Genomic DNA, 22,207 nt, shown 5'->3' with positions numbered 1-22,207 from the left:
TGGGGAGAACATTACAGCTGGCGGTAGCCACTGAGGAAACGACCAAACTTGTTAATCGCCATATCCAGTTCATCAACGCGCGGCAGCGTGACAATGCGCACGTGATCCGGCCACGGCCAGTTAAAGGCGGTGCCCTGAACCAGCAGCACTTTTTCCTGCAGCAGGAAGTCGAGCACCATCTTCTGGTCATCGTGAATATTGAACTTCTTGCTGTCAATTTTCGGGAACATATACAGCGCGCCGTCTGGCTTCACGCAGCTCACGCCCGGAATGTCATTAATCAGCTCCCATGCCCGGTTGCGCTGCTCATAGAGGCGGCCGCCAGGCTGGATAAATTCGCTGATGCTCTGATATCCACCCAGCGCGGTCTGAATGGCGTGCTGTGCCGGAACGTTGGCGCACAGGCGCATGGAGGCCAGCATCTCCAGACCTTCAATATAGCCTTTGGCGTGCTTCTTCGGCCCGTTGAGGACCATCCAGCCCTGGCGGAAGCCCGCGACGCGATAGGTTTTAGACAGACCGTTAAAGGTGATTGTCAGCAGGTCCGGCGCCAGCGCCGCAATAGAGTGGTGCTGTGCGGCATCGTAAAGGATTTTGTCGTAGATTTCGTCGGCGAAAATAATCAGGTTGTGCTGACGGGCCAGCTCGACCACTTCCATCAGCAGCTCTTTGCTGTAAACGGCACCGGTCGGGTTATTGGGGTTGATAATCACAATGCCGCGGGTGCGCGGGGTGATTTTGCTGCGGATATCATCAAGGTCCGGGAACCAGCCTGCGGACTCATCACACAGGTAGTGAACGGCTTTGCCACCTGAAAGCGAGACGGCCGCAGTCCACAGCGGATAATCCGGCGCCGGAACCAGCATTTCGTCACCGGTATTCAGCAAGGCCTGCATCGACTGTACGATCAGTTCAGAGACGCCGTTGCCGATGTAGATATCTTCAACGGTGATATCACGCATGCCGCGTGCCTGGTAGTGCTGCATGATCGCTTTACGCGCCGAGTACAACCCTTTGGAATCGCAGTAGCCCTGAGCGCTTGGCAGATTGCGGATCACATCCACCAGAATCTCATCGGGGGCTTCAAAACCAAACGGCGCCGGGTTGCCGATGTTCAGCTTGAGGACTTTATTACCTTCTTCTTCGAGGCGCTTAGCTTCTTTCAGCACCGGGCCGCGAATGTCGTAACACACATTATCCAGTTTGCTGGATTTATCAATTGGGGTCATTTTTGTCGCCTTGACTGGCAGAACTGCGTTCCTGCCGTGGAAAACTAAACATTGCACAATGTACTCCTCTCCTCTGAGCTTTTGAAGGGCGACAGCGGGCTTTGGTGAGTTAAAGGATGTTTTTTCACTCAGCTGGCAGGGGGGCACGTCAGGACCGAATATTCTGATATTTCATGCTGCATAATGGGTGTAATCCGATACTAACATCTGTGCAATGATTCTACGCTGTCAAGCGCCTGCATGATTAGTCGTTCCACTAAAGGGACTCTGTTAGCTGATTCAGTAAAAAACGGTGTACTGATGCTTTAAGAAACTGTGAAGATATGCTTATTTCACTGTCTGTTTTTTAATCAGTCGGGGCGATAGCTGAAGAATAGGCAGCATCTGAGGGGGGAGGGGGGAGAGAAGGATCGGAACTTGAGGCTACCCGTGTGACGATAAATTTTTTAGGGCCAGGCCCGGTATTGCGTGCTGTCGCCGATAAAATCTTGCTTTAGTGATAAGTTTAATTGCTTTTGGGCTTAAAAAGTAAACGACAGTATGTCAGGATAATGCTCAGGAGACTTTGCACCGTGCGTGCAGGTACTCCGGGTGATAAAAAAACGCTTTTTATTACCCTAAATAGTAAGTTGTACTTAACATTTTGCGCTGTAACTACAGCGATCTGGCAATTCAATTTTCAATGGTTGTTTTAGACTTGCGGCACCACAACTCATCCTTTTTTGAGTTTCGTCGGTGTTAATTAACTATAACGACGCGGCTTCCTGCAACTTATGGGTTAGTGCAGCGTGCATTAGTGATGTATCAGACAGAAGAACCTATTTAACTCTGGCAGTAAATCCTGGCTCAAGCGGGATCGACGGCTGGAGGTGAAGAGTCTTTATCGTCTGCAAATGTAAGTAATGCATCGGGTAATTTTTAATTGCTAAACACTGTAGCCATTACGCAATTGTTATCGTCTTATCCCTTTGATAAGACTGGTAATAACACCAGGGTAGCTGTTTGTAAAAAACTTATAAAGTGAAGAAAAACATGACTAGTGCAAATCGTCCGATACTTAATCTCGACCTCGATCTGCTGAGAACTTTCGTGGCTGTTGCCGACCTGAACACTTTTGCCGCTGCTGCGGCCGCCGTGTGCAGAACGCAATCCGCCGTGAGCCAGCAGATGCAGCGTCTGGAGCAATTGGTAGGCAAAGAGCTGTTTGCCAGGCATGGACGCAACAAGTTATTGACGGAACATGGTATTCAGCTGTTGGGCTACGCCAGAAAGATACTGCGCTTCAACGATGAAGCCTGTACTTCTCTGATGTACAGCAACATTCAGGGGGTGCTCACCATCGGTGCCTCCGATGATACTTCTGATACCATTTTACCGTTCCTGCTCAATCGTGTGACCTCGGTATACCCGAAACTGGCCATCGACGTTCGCGTGAAGCGCAATCCATTTATGATGGAAATGCTTAACCAGGGCGAAGTTGACCTGGTGGTGACCACCTCCAGCCCGATGAATTTCACCTGGCAGGTACTGCGTACGTCGCCGACCCTGTGGTACTGCGCGGCTGATTACATCTTCCAGCGTGGGGAAGCGATTCCTCTGGTGCTGCTGGATGAGCCAAGCCCATACCGCGACATGGCGATCGATCACCTTAACGAAGCGGGCATCCCGTGGCGTATATCGTACGTGGCCTCTACGCTGGCTGCGGTACGTGCTGCGGTGAAAGCGGGCTTAGGTGTGACTGCGCGTCCGGTGGAGATGATGAGCCCGGAGCTGCGCGTAATGGGTGCTGCAGAAGGCCTGCCAATGCTGCCGGATACCGAGTATCTGCTGTGCCGTAATCCGGACAGCGATAACGAGCTGGCGCTGGCAATCTTCAACGCGATGGAGTCCAGCAACGATCCGTACAACCTGATCACTGCAGGGCAGAGCGCCGCAGGCTTCGCCGACGAAGATGAATAACCGTCCAAACGCAAACGATTACTTTTATCATTAAAAGTCGATTGTTTTCGAAATGAGTGGTTAAAAAAGGCCTTTCAGTTAGAAATTAAGCTGAAGGGCCTTTTTGTTGCAAATTTATATGCCAGCTCAGGCCATTTTTTGGCATTAATCTGGCTATGCGCGTTAAAAAGCGCCCATTCAGCTAAAAACCCAAAATTCCTCCCTCACGCTCCACTCTGGTCCGATCAGTGAATTGATTCTGCTCAAAAAAAGTTGCCTGTTTTACCGGCATAAAACACCAAACTGTGTTCTGGATCAAAAAAATAACCCCAATAAGGGGCAGGAAAACCGGGTGAATCCTGCCAAAATAGGCGTTGTTAAATACCCGATCCAAACAAGGTTTTACCCGCTACACTAACTTCACATGATGCTACTGACTCGATTTAGCTCACTTATTGAGCATCATATGTTAAATTCGTGTTGTGGGTGTAAATTAATGTGCGGATAGTTTTGTCAAAGTTGACAAAAGGTTAGTTAAAGGAGTAAAAAACCACATAAAATTACTGCCTAATCGCGAAAGACAGTAAGATTTATCAGGTTTTTCATTCTTCCCTTGAATCGATGTGGTGTGTTAACTGCCAATTATCAGAGCAGGACGCGAAACGCCACTTTTGGTGAGTAAGCAAGAGTATGTCAACAACCACAGAAGTCGTCGCCCATCATTGGGCATTCGCTGTTTTCCTGATCGTCTCTATTGGCCTTTGCTGCGCAATGCTGGCCGGAGCATGGTTCCTGGGCGGAAAAGCCCGTGGAAGGCATACAAATACACCTTTTGAATCCGGTATTGCTTCGGTGGGCAGCGCTAAACTGCGCCTGTCTGCCAAGTTTTACCTGGTTGCCATGTTCTTCGTCATCTTCGACGTTGAAGCCCTCTATCTCTACGCATGGTCGACGGCGATCCGCGAAAGCGGTTGGGTCGGCTTTGTGGAAGCCGCTATTTTCATTTTGGTTCTGCTAGCTGGTCTGTTTTATCTGGTTCGCATTGGCGCGCTGGATTGGGCTCCTGCCCGTCGTCAGTTTGACGTCAAACCAACCACCATCTCGCACGCCAACCGTCACAAGCAGTAACAGCGAGGCAAAAACACATGGACTATACGCTCACCCGCATAGACCCGAACGGTGAGAACGACCGTTACCCCCTGCAAAAACAGGAGATTGTTACCGATCCCCTGGAAAAGCACGTTCATCAAAACGTCTATATGGGCAAGTTGGAACACGCTCTGCATGACATGGTGAACTGGGGTCGTAAGAACTCCCTTTGGCCGTTTAACTTCGGCCTTTCTTGTTGCTACGTCGAAATGACTACCTCGTTTACGGCGGTACATGACGTGGCGCGATTCGGGTCGGAAGTTATTCGTGCTTCGCCTCGCCAGGCTGACTTTATGGTGGTAGCGGGAACCTGTTTCACCAAGATGGCTCCGGTTGTGCAGCGCCTGTATGACCAGATGCTGGAACCCAAGTGGGTGATCTCGATGGGTGCCTGCGCGAACTCCGGCGGTATGTACGATATCTATTCTGTGGTGCAGGGCGTGGATAAGTTTCTGCCGGTTGACGTGTATATCCCGGGTTGCCCTCCGCGCCCTGAAGCCTATATGCAGGCACTGCTGCTGCTGCAGGAGTCGATTGGCAAAGAGCGCCGCCCGCTGTCGTGGGTTGTCAGCGATCAGGGCGTGTATCGCGCCAATATGCAGTCGGAGCGCGACAGAAAGAATGCCGAGCGTATCGCCGTGACGAATCTGCGCACGCCTGACGAAATTTAAAAACAGCAGTTTATGGATGTGGTCAGCAACAGCGCAAAAAAAACACAATGTAACGTGCGCCGACCCACCTGACGCCAACACTGAGCGCCTGGATGACAGGCCAGAATGGTGAACCACTTATGACAGATTTAACCACGCAAGATCTCGCTCAGCCGTTATGGCAAACCCGAGATCACCAGGATGACCCGGTGATCGGCGAGCTGCGTAATCGTTTTGGGCCTGACGCCTTTACTGTGCAAGCAACCCGTACCGGCATTCCGGTAGTCTGGGTGAAACGTGAGCAGCTGCTTGAGATTATCCATTTCCTGCGCAAGCTGCCAAAACCCTATGTCATGCTGTATGACCTGCATGGCATGGACGAGCGTCTGCGTACTCACCGTGCGGGTTTACCCGCGGCGGATTTTTCCGTTTTCTACCACTTCATCTCCATTGAACGCAATCGCGATATCATGCTCAAGGTGGCGTTGTCTGAAAACGATTTGAATGTGCCGACCATCACCAAAATCTTCCCGAATGCCAACTGGTATGAGCGTGAAACCTGGGAGATGTTTGGTATCAATATCGAGGGCCACCCGCACCTGACGCGCATCATGATGCCGCAGACGTGGGAAGGGCACCCGCTGCGCAAAGATTATCCGGCGCGTGCGACCGAATTCGATCCTTTCGAGCTGACCAAGCAGAAAGAAGATCTGGAGATGGAGTCGCTCACCTTTAAGCCTGAAGACTGGGGCATGAAGCGCAGCACCAACAATGAGGACTTTATGTTCCTCAACCTCGGCCCGAACCACCCGTCTGCGCACGGTGCGTTCCGTATTATCCTGCAGCTGGACGGCGAAGAGATCGTCGACTGCGTGCCGGATATCGGTTACCACCATCGCGGTGCGGAGAAAATGGGCGAGCGTCAATCCTGGCACAGCTACATTCCTTACACCGACCGCATCGAGTATCTTGGCGGCTGCGTGAATGAAATGCCGTACGTGTTAGCGGTTGAGAAACTGGCCGGTATCAAAGTGCCAGAGCGCGTGGATGTCATCCGCGTGATGCTTTCAGAGCTGTTCCGTATAAACAGCCACCTGCTCTACATCTCAACGTTTATTCAGGACGTCGGTGCGATGTCTCCGGTGTTCTTTGCCTTTACCGATCGCCAGAAAATTTATGACGTGGTGGAAGCCATTACTGGTTTCCGTATGCACCCGGCCTGGTTCCGCATTGGCGGCGTGGCGCATGACCTGCCGAAAGGCTGGGAGCGCCTGCTGCGCGAGCTGCTGGACTGGTTGCCAAAACGTCTGAAATCCTACGAACAGACCGCGTTGAAAAACTCCGTGCTGATCGCCCGTTCGAAAGGTGTTTCTGCCTACAACATGGAAGAGGCACTGGCCTGGGGTACCACCGGCGCAGGTCTGCGCGCGACGGGTCTCGACTTTGACGTGCGTAAATGGCGCCCTTACTCCGGTTATGAAAACTTCGATTTCGACATTCCAATCGGTGACGGGGTCAGCTGTGCTTACAGCCGCGTGATGCTGAAGATGGAAGAGATGCGTCAGAGTATGCGCATCCTGGAACAGTGCCTGAAGAACATGCCGGAAGGCCCGTTCAAGGCTGACCATCCGCTGACCACGCCGCCACCAAAAGAGCGCACGCTGCAGCATATCGAAACCCTGATCACTCACTTCCTGCAGGTTTCATGGGGCCCGGTGATGCCGGCCAATGAGTCCTTCCAGATGATTGAAGCGACCAAAGGGATTAACAGTTACTACCTGACCAGCGACGGCAGCACCATGAGCTATCGCACCCGCGTGCGTACGCCTAGCTTCCCGCACCTGCAGCAGATCCCTTCAGTGATCAACGGCAGCCTGGTATCCGACCTGATCGTATACCTCGGTAGTATCGATTTTGTTATGTCAGACGTGGACCGCTAATTATGCACGATCAAAGAATTGCGATCGAAACGATCGATGAATCCGGGGCTTTTGTGCTGAGTGCCTCCGAGCGCGACGCCATCGAGCATGAAAAGCACCATTACGAAGATGCGCGTGCCGCTTCAATTGAAGCGCTGAAAATTGTTCAGAAGCAGCGCGGCTGGGTGCCAGACGGCGCGATTAACGCGATTGCGGATGTGCTGGGTATTCCGGCCAGTGATGTGGAAGGGGTAGCAACATTCTACAGCCAGATCTTCCGCACGCCGGTTGGCCGCCATGTGATCCGCTACTGCGACAGCGTGGTGTGCCACATCACTGGCTTCCAGGGCATTCAGGCCGCGCTGGAGACCAATCTGAACATCAAGCCGGGCCAGACCACGGCTGATGGCCGCTTCACGCTGCTGCCGACCTGTTGCCTGGGTAACTGCGACAAGGGGCCGGTGATGATGGTGGATGAAGACACTCACGTTCATCTGACGCCGGAAGGCATCGCCAACTTACTGGAGCAGTATCAATGAGACAGATCGTGCGTACTGCCGAAATGCATCCGCTGACCTGGCGCATGCGTGAAGACAAACAGCCGGTATTTCTTGAGGAATATCGCAGTAAGAATGGCTATGCCGGTGCTGAGAAAGCCTTGAAATCCATGGCGCCGGAAGAGATCGTCGCGCAGGTTAAAGACTCTGGTCTGAAAGGGCGCGGCGGTGCAGGCTTCTCCACGGGTTTGAAGTGGAGCCTGATGCCGAAAGACGAATCCATGAACATCCGTTACCTGCTGTGTAACGCCGATGAAATGGAGCCAGGCACCTATAAAGACCGCCTGCTGATGGAGCAGATGCCGCACCAGCTGGTGGAAGGCATGCTGATCGCCGCTTTCGCGCTGAAAACCTATCGTGGCTATATCTTCCTGCGTGGCGAATATATTGAAGCGGCCGCTAACCTGCGCCGCGCCATCGCGGAAGCAACCGAAGCGGGTCTGTTGGGTAAAAATATCCTCGGGTCGGGCTTCGACTTTGAGCTGATCGTGCACACCGGCGCGGGTCGCTATATCTGTGGTGAAGAGACCGCGCTGATTAACTCCCTGGAAGGGCGCCGCGCTAACCCGCGCTCCAAGCCACCCTTCCCGGCATCAGCGGGTGCCTGGGGCAAGCCGACCTGTGTGAATAACGTTGAGACGCTCTCCAACGTGCCGGCCATCATTGCTAATGGCGTTGACTGGTACAAAGGCATTTCCACCAGTGAAGATACCGGCACCAAAATGATGGGCTTCTCCGGCAGGGTCAAAAATCCTGGCGTCTGGGAACTGCCGTTTGGCACCACCGCCCGCGAAATTCTGGAAGAGTATGCCGGTGGCATGCGCGACGGCCTGAAATTCAAAGCCTGGCAGCCGGGTGGCGCAGGGACTGACTTCCTGACCGAATCCCACCTCGACCTGCCAATGGAATTTGCCAGCATTGGTAAAGCCGGTAGCCGTCTGGGTACGGCGCTGGCAATGGCTGTTGACCACGAGATCAACATGGTGTCGCTGGTGCGCAATCTGGAAGAGTTCTTCGCCCGTGAATCCTGCGGCTGGTGTACACCCTGCCGTGACGGCCTGCCGTGGAGCGTTAAAATTCTGCGCGCGCTGGAGAACAAGCAGGGGCAGCCAGGGGATATCGAAACCCTGCTGCAGCTCTGCCGCCAGCTTGGCCCGGGTAAAACATTCTGTGCGCATGCGCCGGGTGCAGTAGAGCCACTGCAAAGTGCCATTAAATACTTCCGCGAAGAGTTTGAAGCGGGTATGGCACCCCAGGTATACAGCAACGCACACGCGATTAGCGGCATCCAGCCAAACCTGTTAAAGGCGCGCTGGTAAGCAAAGTTTAACGCCCGTGTTCGCACGGGCCTTACGGAAGCATGTTCACTATGGCTACAATTCATGTAGACGGTAAAGAATATGATGTTGATGGTGCAGACAACCTGTTGCAGGCATGTCTCTCCCTCGGCCTTGATATTCCTTATTTCTGCTGGCACCCGGCGCTCGGTAGCGTCGGTGCCTGCCGCCAGTGTGCGGTAAAGCAGTTCCAAAATGCCGAAGACACCCGTGGCCGCCTGGTTATGTCCTGCATGACCCCGGCGTCCGATGGCACGTTCATCTCCATCGATGATGGTGAAGCGAAAGAGTTCCGCGAAAGCGTGGTGGAGTGGTTAATGACTAACCACCCGCACGACTGTCCGGTCTGTGAAGAGGGCGGTAACTGTCACCTGCAGGATATGACAGTGATGACCGGCCACAGTTTCCGCCGTTATCGCTTCACCAAGCGTACTCACCGCAATCAGGATCTCGGTCCGTTTATCTCCCATGAGATGAACCGCTGTATCGCCTGTTATCGCTGCGTGCGCTACTACAAAGATTATGCCGATGGTACAGACCTCGGCGTTTACGGTGCGCATGACAACGTCTACTTTGGCCGCCCGGAAGATGGCGTGCTGGAGAGTGAATTCTCGGGTAACCTGGTCGAAATCTGCCCAACCGGCGTGTTCACCGACAAAACTCACTCCGAGCGTTACAACCGTAAGTGGGATATGCAGTTTGCGCCAAGCATCTGCCAGCAGTGCAGCATCGGCTGTAACACCAGCCCGGGCGAGCGCTACGGTGAACTGCGCCGCATCGAAAACCGCTATAACGGTACGGTAAACCACTACTTCCTGTGCGACCGTGGCCGTTTCGGCTATGGCTACGTTAACCTGAAAGATCGCCCGCGCCAGCCAATGCAGCGCCGCGGCGATGACTGGATCGCGCTCAACGCTGAGCAGGCGATGCAGGGAGCCGCAGATGTGCTGCGCCAGGCGAAGAAAGTGATCGGCATCGGTTCACCGCGCGCCAGCGTGGAGAGCAACTTCGCCCTGCGCGAGCTGGTGGGAGCAGAAAACTTCTCTACCGGTATCGCTGCGGGCGAGCAGGCGCGTCTTGAGCTGATGCTCAACGTGCTGCGCGACAGCGGCATTCACACCCCGGCGCTGCGTGATATTGAGAGCTACGATGCGGTGCTGGTGCTGGGTGAAGATCTGACTCAGACCGGGGCGCGCGTTGCGCTCTCCGTGCGTCAGGCCGTGAAGGGCAAATCGCGTGAAATGGCCGCCGCACAGAAAGTCGCGGACTGGCAGATTGCTGCGATTCTCAATATCGGTCAGAACGCCAAACATCCGCTGTTCGTCACTAACGTGGATGAAACCCGCCTGGATGATATCGCCGCCTGGAGCTATCGCGCCCCGGTTGACGATCAGGCGCGCTTAGGTTTTGCCATCGCCCATGAGCTGGACGCCAGCGCACCGGCAGTCAGCGATCTCGATAAATCACTGGCGGGCAAAATTGATGTGATCGTGCAGGCGCTAGCCGGTGCGAAAAAACCGCTGATTATTTCCGGCACTCACTCCGGCAGTGAAGCGATGATTCAGGCCGCCGCTAACGTGGCGAAAGCGCTGAAAGCGCGCGGTTCTGATGTGGGGATCACCCTGATTGCGGGTGCCACAAACAGCGTTGGCCTTGGCATGATCGGCGGTCACTCGCTCGACGTCGCCCTGGCCGAGCTGGAAAACGGCGCGGCAGATGCGGTGATCATTTTGGAGAACGATCTCTATCGTCACCTGCCGAAAGCCACCGTGGATGCCGCGCTGAGCAATACGCCAAACGTGATCGTGCTCGATCACCAGCGTACTGCCACCAGCGAAAAGGCCGGTCTGATCCTCTCTACCGCCAGCTTCGCCGAAAGCGACGGCACCGTCGTCAATCAGGAGGGCCGCGCACAGCGTTTCTTCCAGGTTTATGACCCGGCTTACTACGACGAAAAAGTTCAGATGCTGGAAAGCTGGCGCTGGCTGCACTCGCTGCAGAGCACCATCAACAGCCGCGAAGTGGACTGGAGCCAGCTCGATCACGTCATAGATGCCTGCGTGGCGGTACTGCCGCAGCTGGCCGGAATCAAAGAAGCGGCACCGGATGCCAGCTTCCGTATTCGTGGTCAGAAGCTGGCGCGTTCGCCGCACCGCTCAAGTGGACGTACCGCGATGCGCGCCAATATCAGCGTGCACGAACCGCGTCAGCCGCAGGACAAAGACACCATGTTCTCCTTCTCAATGGAAGGGAACAACCAGCCGGGCGCTGCGCGCTCGCAGATCCCATTTGCATGGGCTCCGGGCTGGAACTCACCGCAGGCATGGAACAAATTCCAGGCGGAAGTGGGTGGACATCTGCGCAACGGCGATCCAGGCGTGCGCCTGATCGAAGCGGGTGAGTCTCAGCTGGGCTGGTTCGAAAATGTGCCGGCTGCCTTCAGCGGTAACGCCGAAAGCTGGCGCGTGGTGCCATACTTCCACCTGTTTGGTAGTGAAGAGATGACGCAGCGCGCTCCGGTTATTCAGCAGCGTATGCCTGAGGCTTACGTGATGGTGAACCCGGACGATGCGGCAAAACTGGGCGTAAATGCCGGTGCTGCGGTGGAATTTAACTGCCAGGGTGAAATCCTGCGTCTGCCGGTGCGCTTCTCCAGCAACCTGCAGGCAGGGCAGGTTGGTCTGCCAATTGGTTTGCCGGGTGTTCCACCGTTCCTTGCCGGAAGCGACATTGAAAATCTGCGGGAGGCTGCACAATGAGCTGGCTGACACCGGAAGTTATCGACGTCATTATCGCCGTCGTAAAAGCCTTAGTGATTCTGTTTGTCGTGGTGGGCTGCGGCGCGTTTATGAGCTTCGGCGAACGTCGCCTGCTCGGCCTGTTCCAGAACCGTTACGGACCAAACCGTGTCGGCTGGGGCGGCTCGCTGCAGCTGGTGGCGGATATGATCAAAATGTTCTTTAAAGAGGACTGGATCCCACCGTTCACCGACCGCGTGATCTTTACCCTTGCGCCAATGATCGCTTTCACCTCGCTGCTGCTGGCGATGGCGATTGTGCCGGTGACTTCCACCTGGATGGGCGCGGACCTGAACATCGGTCTGCTGTTCTTCCTGATGATGGCAGGCCTGGCAGTGTATGCCGTGCTGTTCGCGGGCTGGTCGAGTAATAACAAATACTCACTGCTCGGTGCGATGCGTGCCTCGGCCCAGACGCTGAGCTACGAAGTGTTCCTCGGCCTGTCGCTGATGGGCGTGGTCGCTCAGGCTGGCTCGTTCAACATGGTCGACATTGTGAACAGCCAGCAGCATCTGTGGAACGTGATCCCGCAGTTCCTGGGCTTTATCACCTTCTGCATCGCCGGTGTTGCCGTGTGTCACCGCCATCCGTTTGACCAGCCAGAAGCCGAGCAGGAACTGGCCGACGGTTACCACATTGAGTATGCCGGGATGAAATTCGGCCTGTTCTTCGTCGGTGAATACGTCGGTATCGTGACCGTATCGTCACTGATCGTCACGCTGTTCTTCGGTGGCTGGTATGGTCCGTGGCTGCCGCCGATTTTCTGGTTTGCCATCAAAACGGCATTCTTCATGATGATGTTCATTCTGATTCGTGCTGCGTTACCGCGCCCGCGCTATGACCAGGTGATGTCGTTCGGCTGGAAAGTCTGTCTGCCGTTGACGCTGTTGAATCTGCTGGCGACCGCCGCAGTGATTCTGTACACGGCGCAGTAAGGGGTTAAGAACATGACATTAAAAGACCTTGTCGTTGGTTTCGGGACAACCGTACGCAGTATCTGGCTGATAGGTATGAATGCCTTCGCCAAACGCGAAACCATGATGTACCCGGAAGAGCCGGTTTACCTGCCGCCACGTTATCGTGGGCGTATCGTGCTGACGCGCGATCCGGACGGCCAGGAACGCTGCGTTGCCTGTAACCTGTGTGCCGTAGCCTGCCCGGTGGGCTGTATCTCGCTGCAAAAAGCAGAGATGGCCGACGGCCGCTGGTATCCGGAATTCTTCCGTATCAACTTCTCGCGCTGCATCTTCTGTGGCCTGTGTGAAGAGGCTTGCCCGACCACTGCGATTCAGCTTACCCCAGATTTCGAACTGGGTGAGTTCAAGCGTCAGGATCTGGTGTATGAAAAAGAACACCTGCTGATTTCCGGCCCGGGCAAATACCCGGAATACAATTTTTACCGGATGGCGGGTATGGCGATCGACGGCAAAGACAAAGGCGACGCAGAAAACGAAGCCAAACCCATCGACGTCAAGGGCTTGTTACCTTAAGGAGCCAGGCATGGAATTTGCGTTTTATCTTTGCGGACTGGTAGCGGTGCTGGCGACGTTGCGCGTTGTCACCCACACAGACCCGGTACATGCGTTGCTGTACCTGATTATTTCTCTGCTGGCTGTCGCCGGTGTGTTCTTCTCGCTCGGCGCTTACTTTGCCGGTGCGCTGGAGATCATTGTGTATGCGGGTGCCATCATGGTGCTGTTCGTCTTCGTGGTGATGATGCTGAATCTTGGCGGCCAGGAGATCGAGCAGGAGCGCCGCTGGCTGCAACCGTCTATGTGGATCGGGCCAGCCGTGCTGTCGTTTGTCCTGCTGGTGGTGCTGGTTTACGCCATCCGTAGCATTAATGACCAGGGCATTGACGGCACGATGATCGATGCAAAAGCCGTCGGCATCAGCCTGTTTGGTCCTTATGTTCTGGCCGTCGAGCTGGCTTCCATGCTGCTGCTGGCAGGCCTGGTCGTGGCCTTCCACATCGGTCGCGAGCAGCGCGCTGGTGAGGTGCTGAGCAACCGCCCGGCGGACAAAGTGAAAAGTAACAAGGAGGAGCAGGTATGATCCCTCTGCAGCATGGACTTATTCTGGCGGCCATTCTGTTTGTCCTCGGACTCACGGGCGTGGTTATTCGCCGTAACTTGCTGTTTATGTTGATTGGTCTCGAAATCATGATTAACGCCGCAGCACTGGCGTTTGTGGTGGCGGGGAGCTACTGGGGTCAGGCAGACGGTCAGGTGATGTATATCCTGGCAATCAGCCTGGCTGCGGCTGAGGCCAGTATTGGCCTGGCGCTGCTGCTGCAGCTGCATCGCCGCAGTCAGACCCTCAACATTGATAAAGTGAGTGAGATGCGCGGATGAACCTTCTCTATTTAACAATCCTGTTTCCGCTGATTGGCTTCTTACTGCTGGCATTTTCCCGTGGTCGCTGGTCAGAAAATCTGGCCGCTACCGTCGGGATGGGCTCTGTCGGTCTGGCCGCGCTGGTCACGCTCTATGTTGGCATGGACTTCTTTGCCAACGGCCAGCAGGTATTTAATCAGCTGCTGTGGACCTGGATCCACGTAGGTAACTACAACATCAGCGTCAGCCTGACGCTGGATGGGCTGTCGCTGACTATGCTGTCCGTGGTCACCGGTGTCGGCTTCTTCATCCATATGTTCGCCTCCTGGTACATGCGTGGGGAGGAGGGCTACTCGCGCTTCTTCGCCTATACCAACCTGTTTATCGCCAGCATGGTGGTTCTGGTACTGGCCGATAACCTGATGCTGATGTATCTCGGCTGGGAAGGCGTGGGTCTCTGCTCGTACCTGCTGATCGGTTTCTACTACACCGAAGCGAAAAACGGTGCGGCGGCGATGAAGGCCTTTATCGTGACCCGCGTGGGTGACGTGTTCCTGGCATTTGCGTTGTTCATTCTTTACAACGAGCTGGGTACGCTGAACTTCCGCGAGATGGTCGAGCTGGCGCCGGCACACTTTGCTGCCGATAACCATATGCTGATGTGGGCAACCCTGATGCTGTTAGGGGGTGCGGTCGGTAAATCAGCCCAGCTGCCATTGCAGACCTGGCTGGCCGATGCGATGGCGGGCCCAACCCCGGTATCTGCACTGATCCACGCGGCAACCATGGTCACCGCAGGTGTCTATCTGATTGCCCGTACTCACGGCCTGTTCCTGATGACGCCGGAAGTGCTGCATCTGGTCGGTATCGTTGGTGCGGTGACGCTGGTGCTGGCAGGCTTTGCGGCGCTGGTGCAGACCGATATCAAGCGCGTATTGGCTTATTCGACCATGAGTCAGATTGGCTATATGTTCCTGGCGCTCGGCGTTCAGGCCTGGGATGCGGCGATTTTCCACCTGATGACCCATGCGTTCTTCAAAGCGCTGCTGTTCCTCTCCTCGGGTTCGGTGATCCTTGCCTGCCATCATGAGCAGAACATCTTCAAAATGGGCGGCTTGCGTAAAAGTATCCCACTGGTGTATGTCTGCTTCCTGGTCGGGGGCGCCGCGCTGTCTGCCCTGCCGCTGATCACTGCAGGCTTCTTCAGTAAGGATGAGATTCTGGCAGGGGCACTGGCTAATGGTCATCTTAACCTGATGATTGCCGGTCTGGCCGGGGCCTTTATGACCTCGCTCTACACCTTCCGTATGATCTTCATTACTTTCCACGGGAAAGAACAAATTCACGCTCACGCCGGCAAAGGGATTACTCATCATCTGCCGCTGATCGTGCTGTTAATTCTCTCAACCTTTATTGGCGCGATGATTGTGCCGCCGCTGAAAGGCGTACTGCCGGATACCGCTGAACTGGCGCACGGCAGCGTGCTGACGCTGGAGATTGCCTCTGGCGTGGTCGCGATTGTCGGCATTCTGCTGGCTGCCGCGCTGTGGCTGGGCAAACGCACGCTGGTGACTTCGATCGCCAACAGCGCGCCAGGCCGTTTCTTCTCGACCTGGTGGTTTGCTGCCTGGGGCTTCGACTGGCTGTACGACAAAATCTTCGTTAAGCCTTACCTCGGCGTGGCCTGGCTGCTGTCGCGTGACCCGCTAAATGCCCTGATGAACATCCCGGCACTGTTGGCGCGTGGCGCAAACAAAGGCCTGGTGATCAGTGAAAACGGCTACCTGCGCTGGTATCTGGCCTCAATGAGCATCGGCGCCGTGGTGGTGCTGGCTCTGCTGATGGTGATGTAAAGGTTCGTGAGTGGGGTGAATTTATGTTCACCCTGATATAAATGTTGAAAATATTCTCCTGAATGATGAGCGTTATCGGCGAAGGGAGTTTGTTTACCGCCAGCGCAGAGCAAGCGCAGCATACTTTTGTATGTGAGCATTGCGAGCACTGCCGGGAAGCAAAATACCGAGCAAGATAGCTCACGCAGGGGACAAAAAAGGGAAAGGCCCGCCATGTTATTACCTTGGCTTATATTGATCCCGTTTGTCGGTGGCTTGCTGTGCTGGCAGCTTGAGCGCTTCGGACCCAAGCTGCCGCGCTGGATCGCACTGATCGCAATGGGGCTGACGCTGGTGCTTTCACTGCAGCTCTGGCTGCAGGGTGGCTACTCACTGACGCAGGCTGCGGGTATTCCGCAGTGGCAATCTGAGTTCTCCGTTCCGTGGATCCCACGCTTTGGTATTGAGTTCCATCTGGCGCTCGACGGTCTGTCGCTGCTGATGGTGGTGCTGACCGGGTTGCTTGGCCTGATGGCGATCCTCTGCTCGTGGAATGAAATTGAGAAATGGCAGGGCTTCTTCCACCTTAACCTGCTGTGGATCCTCGGTGGCGTGATCGGCGTGTTCCTCGCCATGGACATGTTCCTGTTCTTCTTCTTCTGGGAGATGATGCTGGTGCCGATGTACTTCCTGATCGCGCTGTGGGGCCACAAAGCCTCCGACGGGAAGACGCGTATTTCTGCCGCAACCAAGTTCTTCATCTATACCCAGGCCAGCGGTCTGGTGATGCTGATTGCGATTCTGGCGCTGGTGTTTGTGCACTACAACGCGACCGGCATCTGGACGTTCAACTATGAACTGCTGCTGAAAACGCCAATGTCGCACGGCGTGGAATACCTGCTGATGCTGGGCTTCTTTATCGCCTTCGCGGTAAAAATGCCGGTGGTTCCGCTGCACGGCTGGCTGCCGGATGCGCACAGCCAGGCACCAACCGCAGGTTCGGTTGACCTTGCCGGTATTCTGTTGAAAACCGCCGCTTACGGCCTGCTGCGCTTCGCGCTGCCGCTGTTCCCAAATGCTTCGGCCGAGTTTGCCCCTATCGCCATGTGGCTGGGGATTATTGGTATCTTCTACGGCGCGTGGATGGCTTTCTCGCAGTACGATATCAAACGCCTGATTGCTTACACCTCGATTTCCCACATGGGCTTCGTGCTGATTGCTATCTACACCGGTAGCCAGCTGGCGTTCCAGGGCGCGGTGGTACAGATGATCGCACACGGCCTGTCAGCGTCTGCGCTGTTCATCCTTTGTGGTCAGCTGTATGAACGCCTGCACACCCGTGATATGCGTCAGATGGGTGGCCTGTGGGCACGTATCAAATGGTTACCGGGCCTGTCGCTGTTCTTCGCGGTAGCAAACCTTGGGATGCCGGGTACGGGTAACTTCGTCGGGGAGTTTATGATCCTGACGGGCAGCTTCCAGACGGTGCCGGTGATCATCGTCATCGCGACCTTCGGTCTGGTGTTTGCTTCGGTTTACTCACTGATTATGATGCAACGCGCTTACTACGGTGCGCCAAAGTCAGATACGCCACTGCGCGGGATGTCAGCGCGTGAGTTCCTGATGATTATGGTGCTGGTGGTCCTGCTGGTGCTGCTGGGTGTTTATCCTCAGCCGATTCTGGATACCTCGCATGCTGCGATGAGCAATATTCAGCAGTGGTTTTCTGCTTCAATTTCAACTACAAGGCCGTAATTCGCCATGACAATAACTCCTCAACAATTGATCGCGCTTTTACCGCTGCTGATCGTCGGATTGACGGTGGTAGTTGTGATGCTGTCCATTGCGTGGCGACGCAATCACTTCGTCAATGCGACGCTGGCCGTCATCGGCCTCAACCTGGCGCTGTTCTCGCTGTACTTTGTCGGCCAGGCTGGGCCAATGGATGTCACCCCGCTGCTGCGCGTGGACAGCTATTCGATGCTGTATACCGGGCTGGTTATTCTTGCCAGCCTGGCAACCTGCACCTTTGCCTACCCGTGGCTGGCGGGTTACCCGGATAACCGCGAAGAGTTCTACCTGCTGGTGCTGATTGCGACCCTGGGCGGTGTGATGCTGGCCAGCGCCAATCACCTGGCTTCGCTGTTCCTCGGTATTGAGCTGATCTCCCTGCCGCTGTTTGGCCTGGTGGGTTACGCCTTCCAGCAGAAACGCTCGCTGGAAGCGGCGATCAAGTACACCATCCTGTCGGCAGCGGCATCGTCATTCCTGCTGTTCGGTATGGCGCTGGTGTATGCGGACTCGGGCAACCTCAGCTTTGTTTCGCTGGGTAAGAGCCTGAACGATGGCGTACTGCATGAGCCGCTGCTGATGGCGGGTCTGGGTATGATGATCGTCGGCTTTGGCTTCAAGCTGTCGCTGGTTCCGTTCCACCTGTGGACGCCAGACGTCTATCAGGGGGCTCCGGCTCCGGTGTCGACCTTCCTGGCTACCGCCAGCAAAATCGCCATCTTTGGCGTGCTGATGCGCCTGTTTATGTATGCACCGCTGGCCGATAACGAAGGCGTGCGCAGCGTACTCGGCATCATGGCGGTGCTGTCGATGCTGTTCGGTAACCTGATGGCGATTTCGCAGACCAACATCAAGCGTATGCTGGGCTACTCGTCAATTGCTCACCTCGGCTATCTGCTGGTGGCGCTGATTGCCGTGCAGACTCACCAGCTGTCGATGGAGACGGTTGGCGTTTACCTGGCCGGTTATCTGTTCAGCAGCCTTGGTGCTTTCGGTGTCGTCAGCCTGATGTCCAGCCCTTACCGTGGCCCGGATGCTGACTCGCTGTACTCCTACCGTGGTCTGTTCTGGCACCGTCCGATCCTCGCCGCGGTGATGACCGTGATGATGCTGTCACTGGCGGGTATCCCGATGACGCTTGGCTTTATCGGTAAGTTCTACGTCATTGCGGTCGGTGTGAGTGCGCATCTGTGGTGGCTGACCGGCGCCGTGGTGCTGGGCAGTGCCATCGGCCTTTACTACTACCTGCGTATGACCGTCAGCCTGTACCTCAACCCGCCGGAGTTGATGCAGCGTGATACCCCGGCAAACTGGGCATTCACCGCGGGTGGTGTGGTGGTGCTGATTTCAGCGATTCTGGTGCTGGCGTTGGGTATCTACCCGCAGCCGCTGATCTCGCTGGTGAAACTGGCGCAGCCGCTGATGTAGTTCAGCGCTCTGCCAATAAAAATCGGGCTCTGGTGGCCCGATTTTTTTTACCTGTAATTTGATTAACCCGCCGTCACCACGCGGTCATCAATATACTTACGCTTGTCCGGCGGTGGTGGGAAATACTGATAATGACTTACTCTTTAACGCCTAATTCCATACTTTCCAGTGACTTCAGAAAGTAAGGGGTGAGATCGACTTCTTTTCCATCAGTGTTTATCATTAAATTACCAAATCCGCACAATCCAGAGCTGTTTTGAATCATGCAAAAATAGATTTTCTTTTTAAGGTTTTTATCTCCCAGCTGTGACTTATTATCTTCGGTGATATTTTCATCAACAACCATAAATCCTTTGGCGTGTGTTGACTGGATATTGTACAGCTTGAGTGGAATATATTTTTTTTCTTTATGGTCTTTATGGATGTAAGCGCTTTTTCTCAGCTCCCAGCTGTTATTTTTTGTGCTGAATACAACTTTCTGCTTTACGCTAACGTCATACCCCGCTTCACGGATGCCATTAGCATAAAGACAAAACCACTCTTTTATGGGTTTTGTCTCAGGTTCATCTCCTCGGCTGGGCCAGGAGTATTTCTTTCTTGCGGGGAAGTAGTAATCATTAAATGTTGCGTTATTGCATGCAGTTGACTCCTGGATGTAATGTACAAATGAAATTTCTCTAATGGTCCGGGGTGAGTATTTTTTTTCATTGAATGACTCAGGAAATTTAATCATTGGTGTGATAGCTGCATGGACGGCGAAACTTAATATTATAGATATAAAAATTAGCGCTTTCATTTATTCCTCCTCAACTGATTGGATTCGGGGTTTTCCACCGTGCAATGGTTTTCTGAGTCAGGGAACCTTATTTCTGTAAGCACCGAAAGAGCATTACCATAGGCGCAGCAGCGTGCATCAAAACCATTCAGGCCGGAATAATCTATTCTATCAACCTTTGTCGGGAGATTAACCGCTGCGCTGGCCCGCCAGAAGGCCAGGCTGCGATAGTAGACCTTACTTCCTCTGATCGTTGAGATTAGCTGACGTTCCAGAACGTGCTCCTGATCGGCATAGGCGGCCATTCCCGCTTTAACCCAATAAAACCCCGCACTGTCAGCTGGTTGATAGCTCCCGGTGTTAACCTGTTCACGCCAGCCGATAATCTCTGTGCTAAGCTCCGGCTGGTTCTCATCATACAGCGAGGTATCACCGTCGCGCAGTGCACGGTTATTCGCTATACGGCGGTAGGCCGCCACCAGCGTGTTGCGGATAGCTTGCGGATAGTGGTAACCGCGAAAGCTGAAATAGCTAAAATAGTTGTCAGGGTTGGTCAGCTGTAAAAATCCGCGCCCGTGCCACGGATAGTACCAGGCGTTGTAATATTCCGTTTGCCCGCTTAAAGCACTTTTTCTGCTGTAGCGGTAGCCTTCCGCGGTGGTGCTAAACCACTGCGTCTCCTGGCAGGCATTCCCGAGGAAGCACGCCATGCGCCACGGGGTGTTAATACCGTATTTACGCATGGCGATATTGAGTTGTTGATAATGCAGTGAGAAGACGGAACCATCCCCCTCATTAAGATGGACCGGTTCCCAGTGGTAAATTTTTCCGACAAGGCGCATGGCATAAGAGGGGATAGTCTGCTTAAATTCAGCCTTACTTAACCAGGAACAGCGGCGAAAATGAGCAATAAACTGGCGTGGCTCAAAGTGCCAGACGCGCCCGGCAGGCAGCCCGCACGCTGTGCTGTTAAAGCACAGTGCCCTGGCATGGGCGATCAGCTTATCCCAGTCATCTTCTGCCAGCACCACCTGGCTGGCTGCCAGCTCCCAGGCGGAGGGCGCAGTAACTGGTTTATCAAACTCCTCCAACCTGGAGGAGTGCCATGATGTATCGCTCTGCTCCCCGCTGTCTGTGGTCTGTGCGCGATGCACAGCCTGGCGGCGGGCTATGCTTGTCGCGATTTCCTGCGATTTCAGCCAGCTATAGCGGGTTTCTACGCTGTCTTCGTTCCACTCAAACGGAAAGTGGCAGATAGTGCGGCTTAAGTCTTCGCCGTTCATCGCGAACAGGCTTGGTGAATTCCACTGGCTGTTATCATCGGGATCGTCATCAATCAGCAGCCAGCCCAGCCAGTGCGGGAAATCCGCATCACTGAATTTTTTGATTTCAGCCGCAGCAATATTGACCCATCCGTGCCCGCCGGGGTAGTTAACTGTGCGCCATAATGGCGCATTATCGGGCATCAGCGTTTCACGATCGGGATGGATAATTCGGCCAAAGCGCAGCAGTTCGTAACCGGCTGAAGGATTATCTGGATATAACTTTTTAGCCAGATCGTAAAGTAGCGACTCATACCCTCCGTCATTATCGTCCACATCCGCATTAACCAGTGTTTCACCCACTTCTGCATAACCCACACCCGGAGCAGGAACCTTACAGCGGGTGGTTATACTGCCGTTGCCTTGTTCAAAGGCCATAGTGACGTACAGCGGTTGCTCACTTTGATAAACGGCATCTTCACGTGACTGCGGGGCATTGTTATCCGGTCGTGATGGATAGAATCGGGTGCCTGGCGGCAGGTAAAAATGAATATCGCCGTATACCACGTCCCGGCGACCATCGTGGCTGATATCCAGTTCTGGGGTGGTACGACCGACTAATTTTTGCAGATTGGCATCGTCACAAATATCTGGAAGTGAACACCATTCCGGGCATCAACCCGTCCGACGGTGCCCAGTGGGTCCTTGCGGTAAATTCGGTCATTTTTCTGCATTGCATCGGAAATATCTTTCACATGCATATACAGAGAGTAAAACGTCACCTTGCCCTGTTCACCGCTGCCCGTTTCCGTTTCATGTTTAAGCAAGACATAACCACAGTCAGAACCACCGTTATAATTCAGCGGTGGCTTATCACGCATATCCAGGTTCGACGGGCGGAAGGATACGACCGTTCCATCGGCAATCGCGCGGATATACTCGGGCCTGGGCCCACTGTCTGCGTGCCTGAGATGCACACCGCCGTGCCATGACTGATGGGTGTTAATCGGATAGTTACGCTGAGGGGCAATGGGGATCATACGCATCACCCAGTCAATATCACTTTCGCCGTAGTTTTTATCACGCAGCATCGGGGGGCTGATAATCATTTATTCACCCTCTCGTCGATACCGCTGGTCGCTAAAGCATTGAGGAAATGCATTAAAGTCGATTTTGAAGGTTGTTGATTTAATACAAGGACGTTTA

The 22,207-nt window shown here is 54.5% G+C and carries 16 protein-coding genes and 1 pseudogene; 14 read left to right on the top strand and 3 right to left on the bottom strand.

What is annotated here, in order from left to right:
- Positions 1-11 precede the first annotated feature (11 nt).
- Positions 12-1,229, bottom strand: coding sequence for a pyridoxal phosphate-dependent aminotransferase (locus tag J2Y91_RS00750; RefSeq protein WP_133623204.1), 1,218 nt, complete (start codon positions 1,227-1,229; stop codon positions 12-14).
- A 1,032-nt stretch (positions 1,230-2,261) separates the two neighbouring features.
- On the opposite strand from J2Y91_RS00750, the gene lrhA reads away from it, so the two are divergent.
- The 14 genes from lrhA to nuoN all read left to right on the top strand — a co-directional run bounded on the left by lrhA (position 2,262) and on the right by nuoN (position 18,964).
- The gene (gene lrhA, locus J2Y91_RS00745) at positions 2,262-3,188 is read left to right on the top strand and encodes a transcriptional regulator LrhA (protein WP_048915447.1); all 927 of its coding nucleotides are present in this window, start codon (positions 2,262-2,264) and stop codon (positions 3,186-3,188) included.
- A 669-nt stretch (positions 3,189-3,857) separates the two neighbouring features.
- On the top strand, positions 3,858-4,295 hold the full coding sequence (locus tag J2Y91_RS00740) for an NADH-quinone oxidoreductase subunit A (RefSeq protein WP_048915448.1): 438 nt from the start codon (positions 3,858-3,860) through the stop codon (positions 4,293-4,295).
- A 17-nt stretch (positions 4,296-4,312) separates the two neighbouring features.
- Positions 4,313-4,987 (top strand): NuoB/complex I 20 kDa subunit family protein, encoded by a 675-nt coding sequence (locus J2Y91_RS00735; RefSeq protein WP_048915449.1) that lies wholly within the window; start codon positions 4,313-4,315, stop codon positions 4,985-4,987.
- 119 nt (positions 4,988-5,106) lie between these two features.
- Positions 5,107-6,906 carry an NADH-quinone oxidoreductase subunit C/D gene (nuoC, locus tag J2Y91_RS00730; RefSeq protein ID WP_099754448.1) on the top strand — a complete coding sequence of 600 codons (1,800 nt, stop codon included), beginning with the start codon at positions 5,107-5,109 and terminating at the stop codon, positions 6,904-6,906.
- 2 nt (positions 6,907-6,908) lie between these two features.
- Positions 6,909-7,424 carry an NADH-quinone oxidoreductase subunit NuoE gene (gene nuoE / locus J2Y91_RS00725; RefSeq protein WP_133623205.1) on the top strand — a complete coding sequence of 172 codons (516 nt, stop codon included), beginning with the start codon at positions 6,909-6,911 and terminating at the stop codon, positions 7,422-7,424.
- Positions 7,421-8,761 carry an NADH-quinone oxidoreductase subunit NuoF gene (gene nuoF / locus J2Y91_RS00720; protein WP_048915452.1) on the top strand — a complete coding sequence of 447 codons (1,341 nt, stop codon included), beginning with the start codon at positions 7,421-7,423 and terminating at the stop codon, positions 8,759-8,761. Before nuoE ends, nuoF begins: the two co-directional genes overlap by 4 nt.
- A gap of 50 nt (positions 8,762-8,811) precedes the next feature.
- Complete coding sequence (gene nuoG / locus J2Y91_RS00715; RefSeq protein ID WP_253536809.1) at positions 8,812-11,538, top strand: NADH-quinone oxidoreductase subunit NuoG; 2,727 nt, start codon at positions 8,812-8,814, stop codon at positions 11,536-11,538.
- Complete coding sequence (nuoH, locus tag J2Y91_RS00710; RefSeq protein WP_048915454.1) at positions 11,535-12,512, top strand: NADH-quinone oxidoreductase subunit NuoH; 978 nt, start codon at positions 11,535-11,537, stop codon at positions 12,510-12,512. Before nuoG ends, nuoH begins: the two co-directional genes overlap by 4 nt.
- 12 nt (positions 12,513-12,524) lie before the next feature.
- The gene (nuoI, locus tag J2Y91_RS00705) at positions 12,525-13,067 is read left to right on the top strand and encodes an NADH-quinone oxidoreductase subunit NuoI (protein ID WP_048915455.1); all 543 of its coding nucleotides are present in this window, start codon (positions 12,525-12,527) and stop codon (positions 13,065-13,067) included.
- 10 nt (positions 13,068-13,077) lie between these two features.
- Entirely contained in the window at positions 13,078-13,632 is a 555-nt protein-coding gene (gene nuoJ, locus J2Y91_RS00700) for an NADH-quinone oxidoreductase subunit J (protein ID WP_253536807.1), read from the top strand.
- Positions 13,629-13,931, top strand: coding sequence for an NADH-quinone oxidoreductase subunit NuoK (gene nuoK / locus J2Y91_RS00695; RefSeq protein ID WP_048915457.1), 303 nt, complete (start codon positions 13,629-13,631; stop codon positions 13,929-13,931). The genes nuoJ and nuoK overlap by 4 nt, the downstream gene beginning before the upstream one ends.
- Positions 13,928-15,766, top strand: a complete 1,839-nt coding sequence (nuoL, locus tag J2Y91_RS00690; RefSeq protein ID WP_048915458.1) for an NADH-quinone oxidoreductase subunit L — start codon at positions 13,928-13,930, stop codon at positions 15,764-15,766. The genes nuoK and nuoL overlap by 4 nt, the downstream gene beginning before the upstream one ends.
- A 213-nt stretch (positions 15,767-15,979) precedes the next feature.
- Complete coding sequence (gene nuoM / locus J2Y91_RS00685; protein WP_253536805.1) at positions 15,980-17,500, top strand: NADH-quinone oxidoreductase subunit M; 1,521 nt, start codon at positions 15,980-15,982, stop codon at positions 17,498-17,500.
- Positions 17,501-17,506: 6 nt separating this feature from the next.
- On the top strand, positions 17,507-18,964 hold the full coding sequence (gene nuoN, locus J2Y91_RS00680) for an NADH-quinone oxidoreductase subunit NuoN (protein WP_048915460.1): 1,458 nt from the start codon (positions 17,507-17,509) through the stop codon (positions 18,962-18,964).
- A gap of 136 nt (positions 18,965-19,100) precedes the next feature.
- Here the strand turns inward: nuoN and J2Y91_RS00675 are convergent, their stop codons facing one another.
- Together J2Y91_RS00675 and J2Y91_RS00670 are read right to left on the bottom strand one after the other, a co-directional pair.
- Positions 19,101-19,760, bottom strand: a complete 660-nt coding sequence (locus J2Y91_RS00675) for a hypothetical protein (RefSeq protein ID WP_253536803.1) — start codon at positions 19,758-19,760, stop codon at positions 19,101-19,103.
- Positions 19,757-22,110 (bottom strand): annotated as a pseudogene (locus J2Y91_RS00670) (M23 family metallopeptidase). Before J2Y91_RS00670 ends, J2Y91_RS00675 begins: the two are co-directional and overlap by 4 nt.
- Positions 22,111-22,207 lie beyond the last annotated feature (97 nt).

Source organism: Erwinia aphidicola (genome assembly GCF_024169515.1).
In the GTDB taxonomy this organism is placed as follows: domain Bacteria; phylum Pseudomonadota; class Gammaproteobacteria; order Enterobacterales; family Enterobacteriaceae; genus Erwinia; species Erwinia aphidicola.
The sequence above is the reverse complement of the archived record's forward strand: the minus strand, read 5'-3'. Positions and strand labels throughout refer to the sequence as shown.

What these genes read in the sequence shown, in the direction of transcription:
- J2Y91_RS00750 (WP_133623204.1), bottom strand. Translation starts at nt 1,229, where the DNA reads ATGACCCCAATTGATAAATCCAGCAAACTGGATAATGTGTGTTACGAC.
- lrhA (WP_048915447.1), top strand. Translation starts at nt 2,262, where the DNA reads ATGACTAGTGCAAATCGTCCGATACTTAATCTCGACCTCGATCTGCTG.
- J2Y91_RS00740 (WP_048915448.1), top strand. Translation starts at nt 3,858, where the DNA reads ATGTCAACAACCACAGAAGTCGTCGCCCATCATTGGGCATTCGCTGTT.
- J2Y91_RS00735 (WP_048915449.1), top strand. Translation starts at nt 4,313, where the DNA reads ATGGACTATACGCTCACCCGCATAGACCCGAACGGTGAGAACGACCGT.
- nuoC (WP_099754448.1), top strand. Translation starts at nt 5,107, where the DNA reads ATGACAGATTTAACCACGCAAGATCTCGCTCAGCCGTTATGGCAAACC.
- nuoE (WP_133623205.1), top strand. Translation starts at nt 6,909, where the DNA reads ATGCACGATCAAAGAATTGCGATCGAAACGATCGATGAATCCGGGGCT.
- nuoF (WP_048915452.1), top strand. Translation starts at nt 7,421, where the DNA reads ATGAGACAGATCGTGCGTACTGCCGAAATGCATCCGCTGACCTGGCGC.
- nuoG (WP_253536809.1), top strand. Translation starts at nt 8,812, where the DNA reads ATGGCTACAATTCATGTAGACGGTAAAGAATATGATGTTGATGGTGCA.
- nuoH (WP_048915454.1), top strand. Translation starts at nt 11,535, where the DNA reads ATGAGCTGGCTGACACCGGAAGTTATCGACGTCATTATCGCCGTCGTA.
- nuoI (WP_048915455.1), top strand. Translation starts at nt 12,525, where the DNA reads ATGACATTAAAAGACCTTGTCGTTGGTTTCGGGACAACCGTACGCAGT.
- nuoJ (WP_253536807.1), top strand. Translation starts at nt 13,078, where the DNA reads ATGGAATTTGCGTTTTATCTTTGCGGACTGGTAGCGGTGCTGGCGACG.
- nuoK (WP_048915457.1), top strand. Translation starts at nt 13,629, where the DNA reads ATGATCCCTCTGCAGCATGGACTTATTCTGGCGGCCATTCTGTTTGTC.
- nuoL (WP_048915458.1), top strand. Translation starts at nt 13,928, where the DNA reads ATGAACCTTCTCTATTTAACAATCCTGTTTCCGCTGATTGGCTTCTTA.
- nuoM (WP_253536805.1), top strand. Translation starts at nt 15,980, where the DNA reads ATGTTATTACCTTGGCTTATATTGATCCCGTTTGTCGGTGGCTTGCTG.
- nuoN (WP_048915460.1), top strand. Translation starts at nt 17,507, where the DNA reads ATGACAATAACTCCTCAACAATTGATCGCGCTTTTACCGCTGCTGATC.
- J2Y91_RS00675 (WP_253536803.1), bottom strand. Translation starts at nt 19,760, where the DNA reads ATGAAAGCGCTAATTTTTATATCTATAATATTAAGTTTCGCCGTCCAT.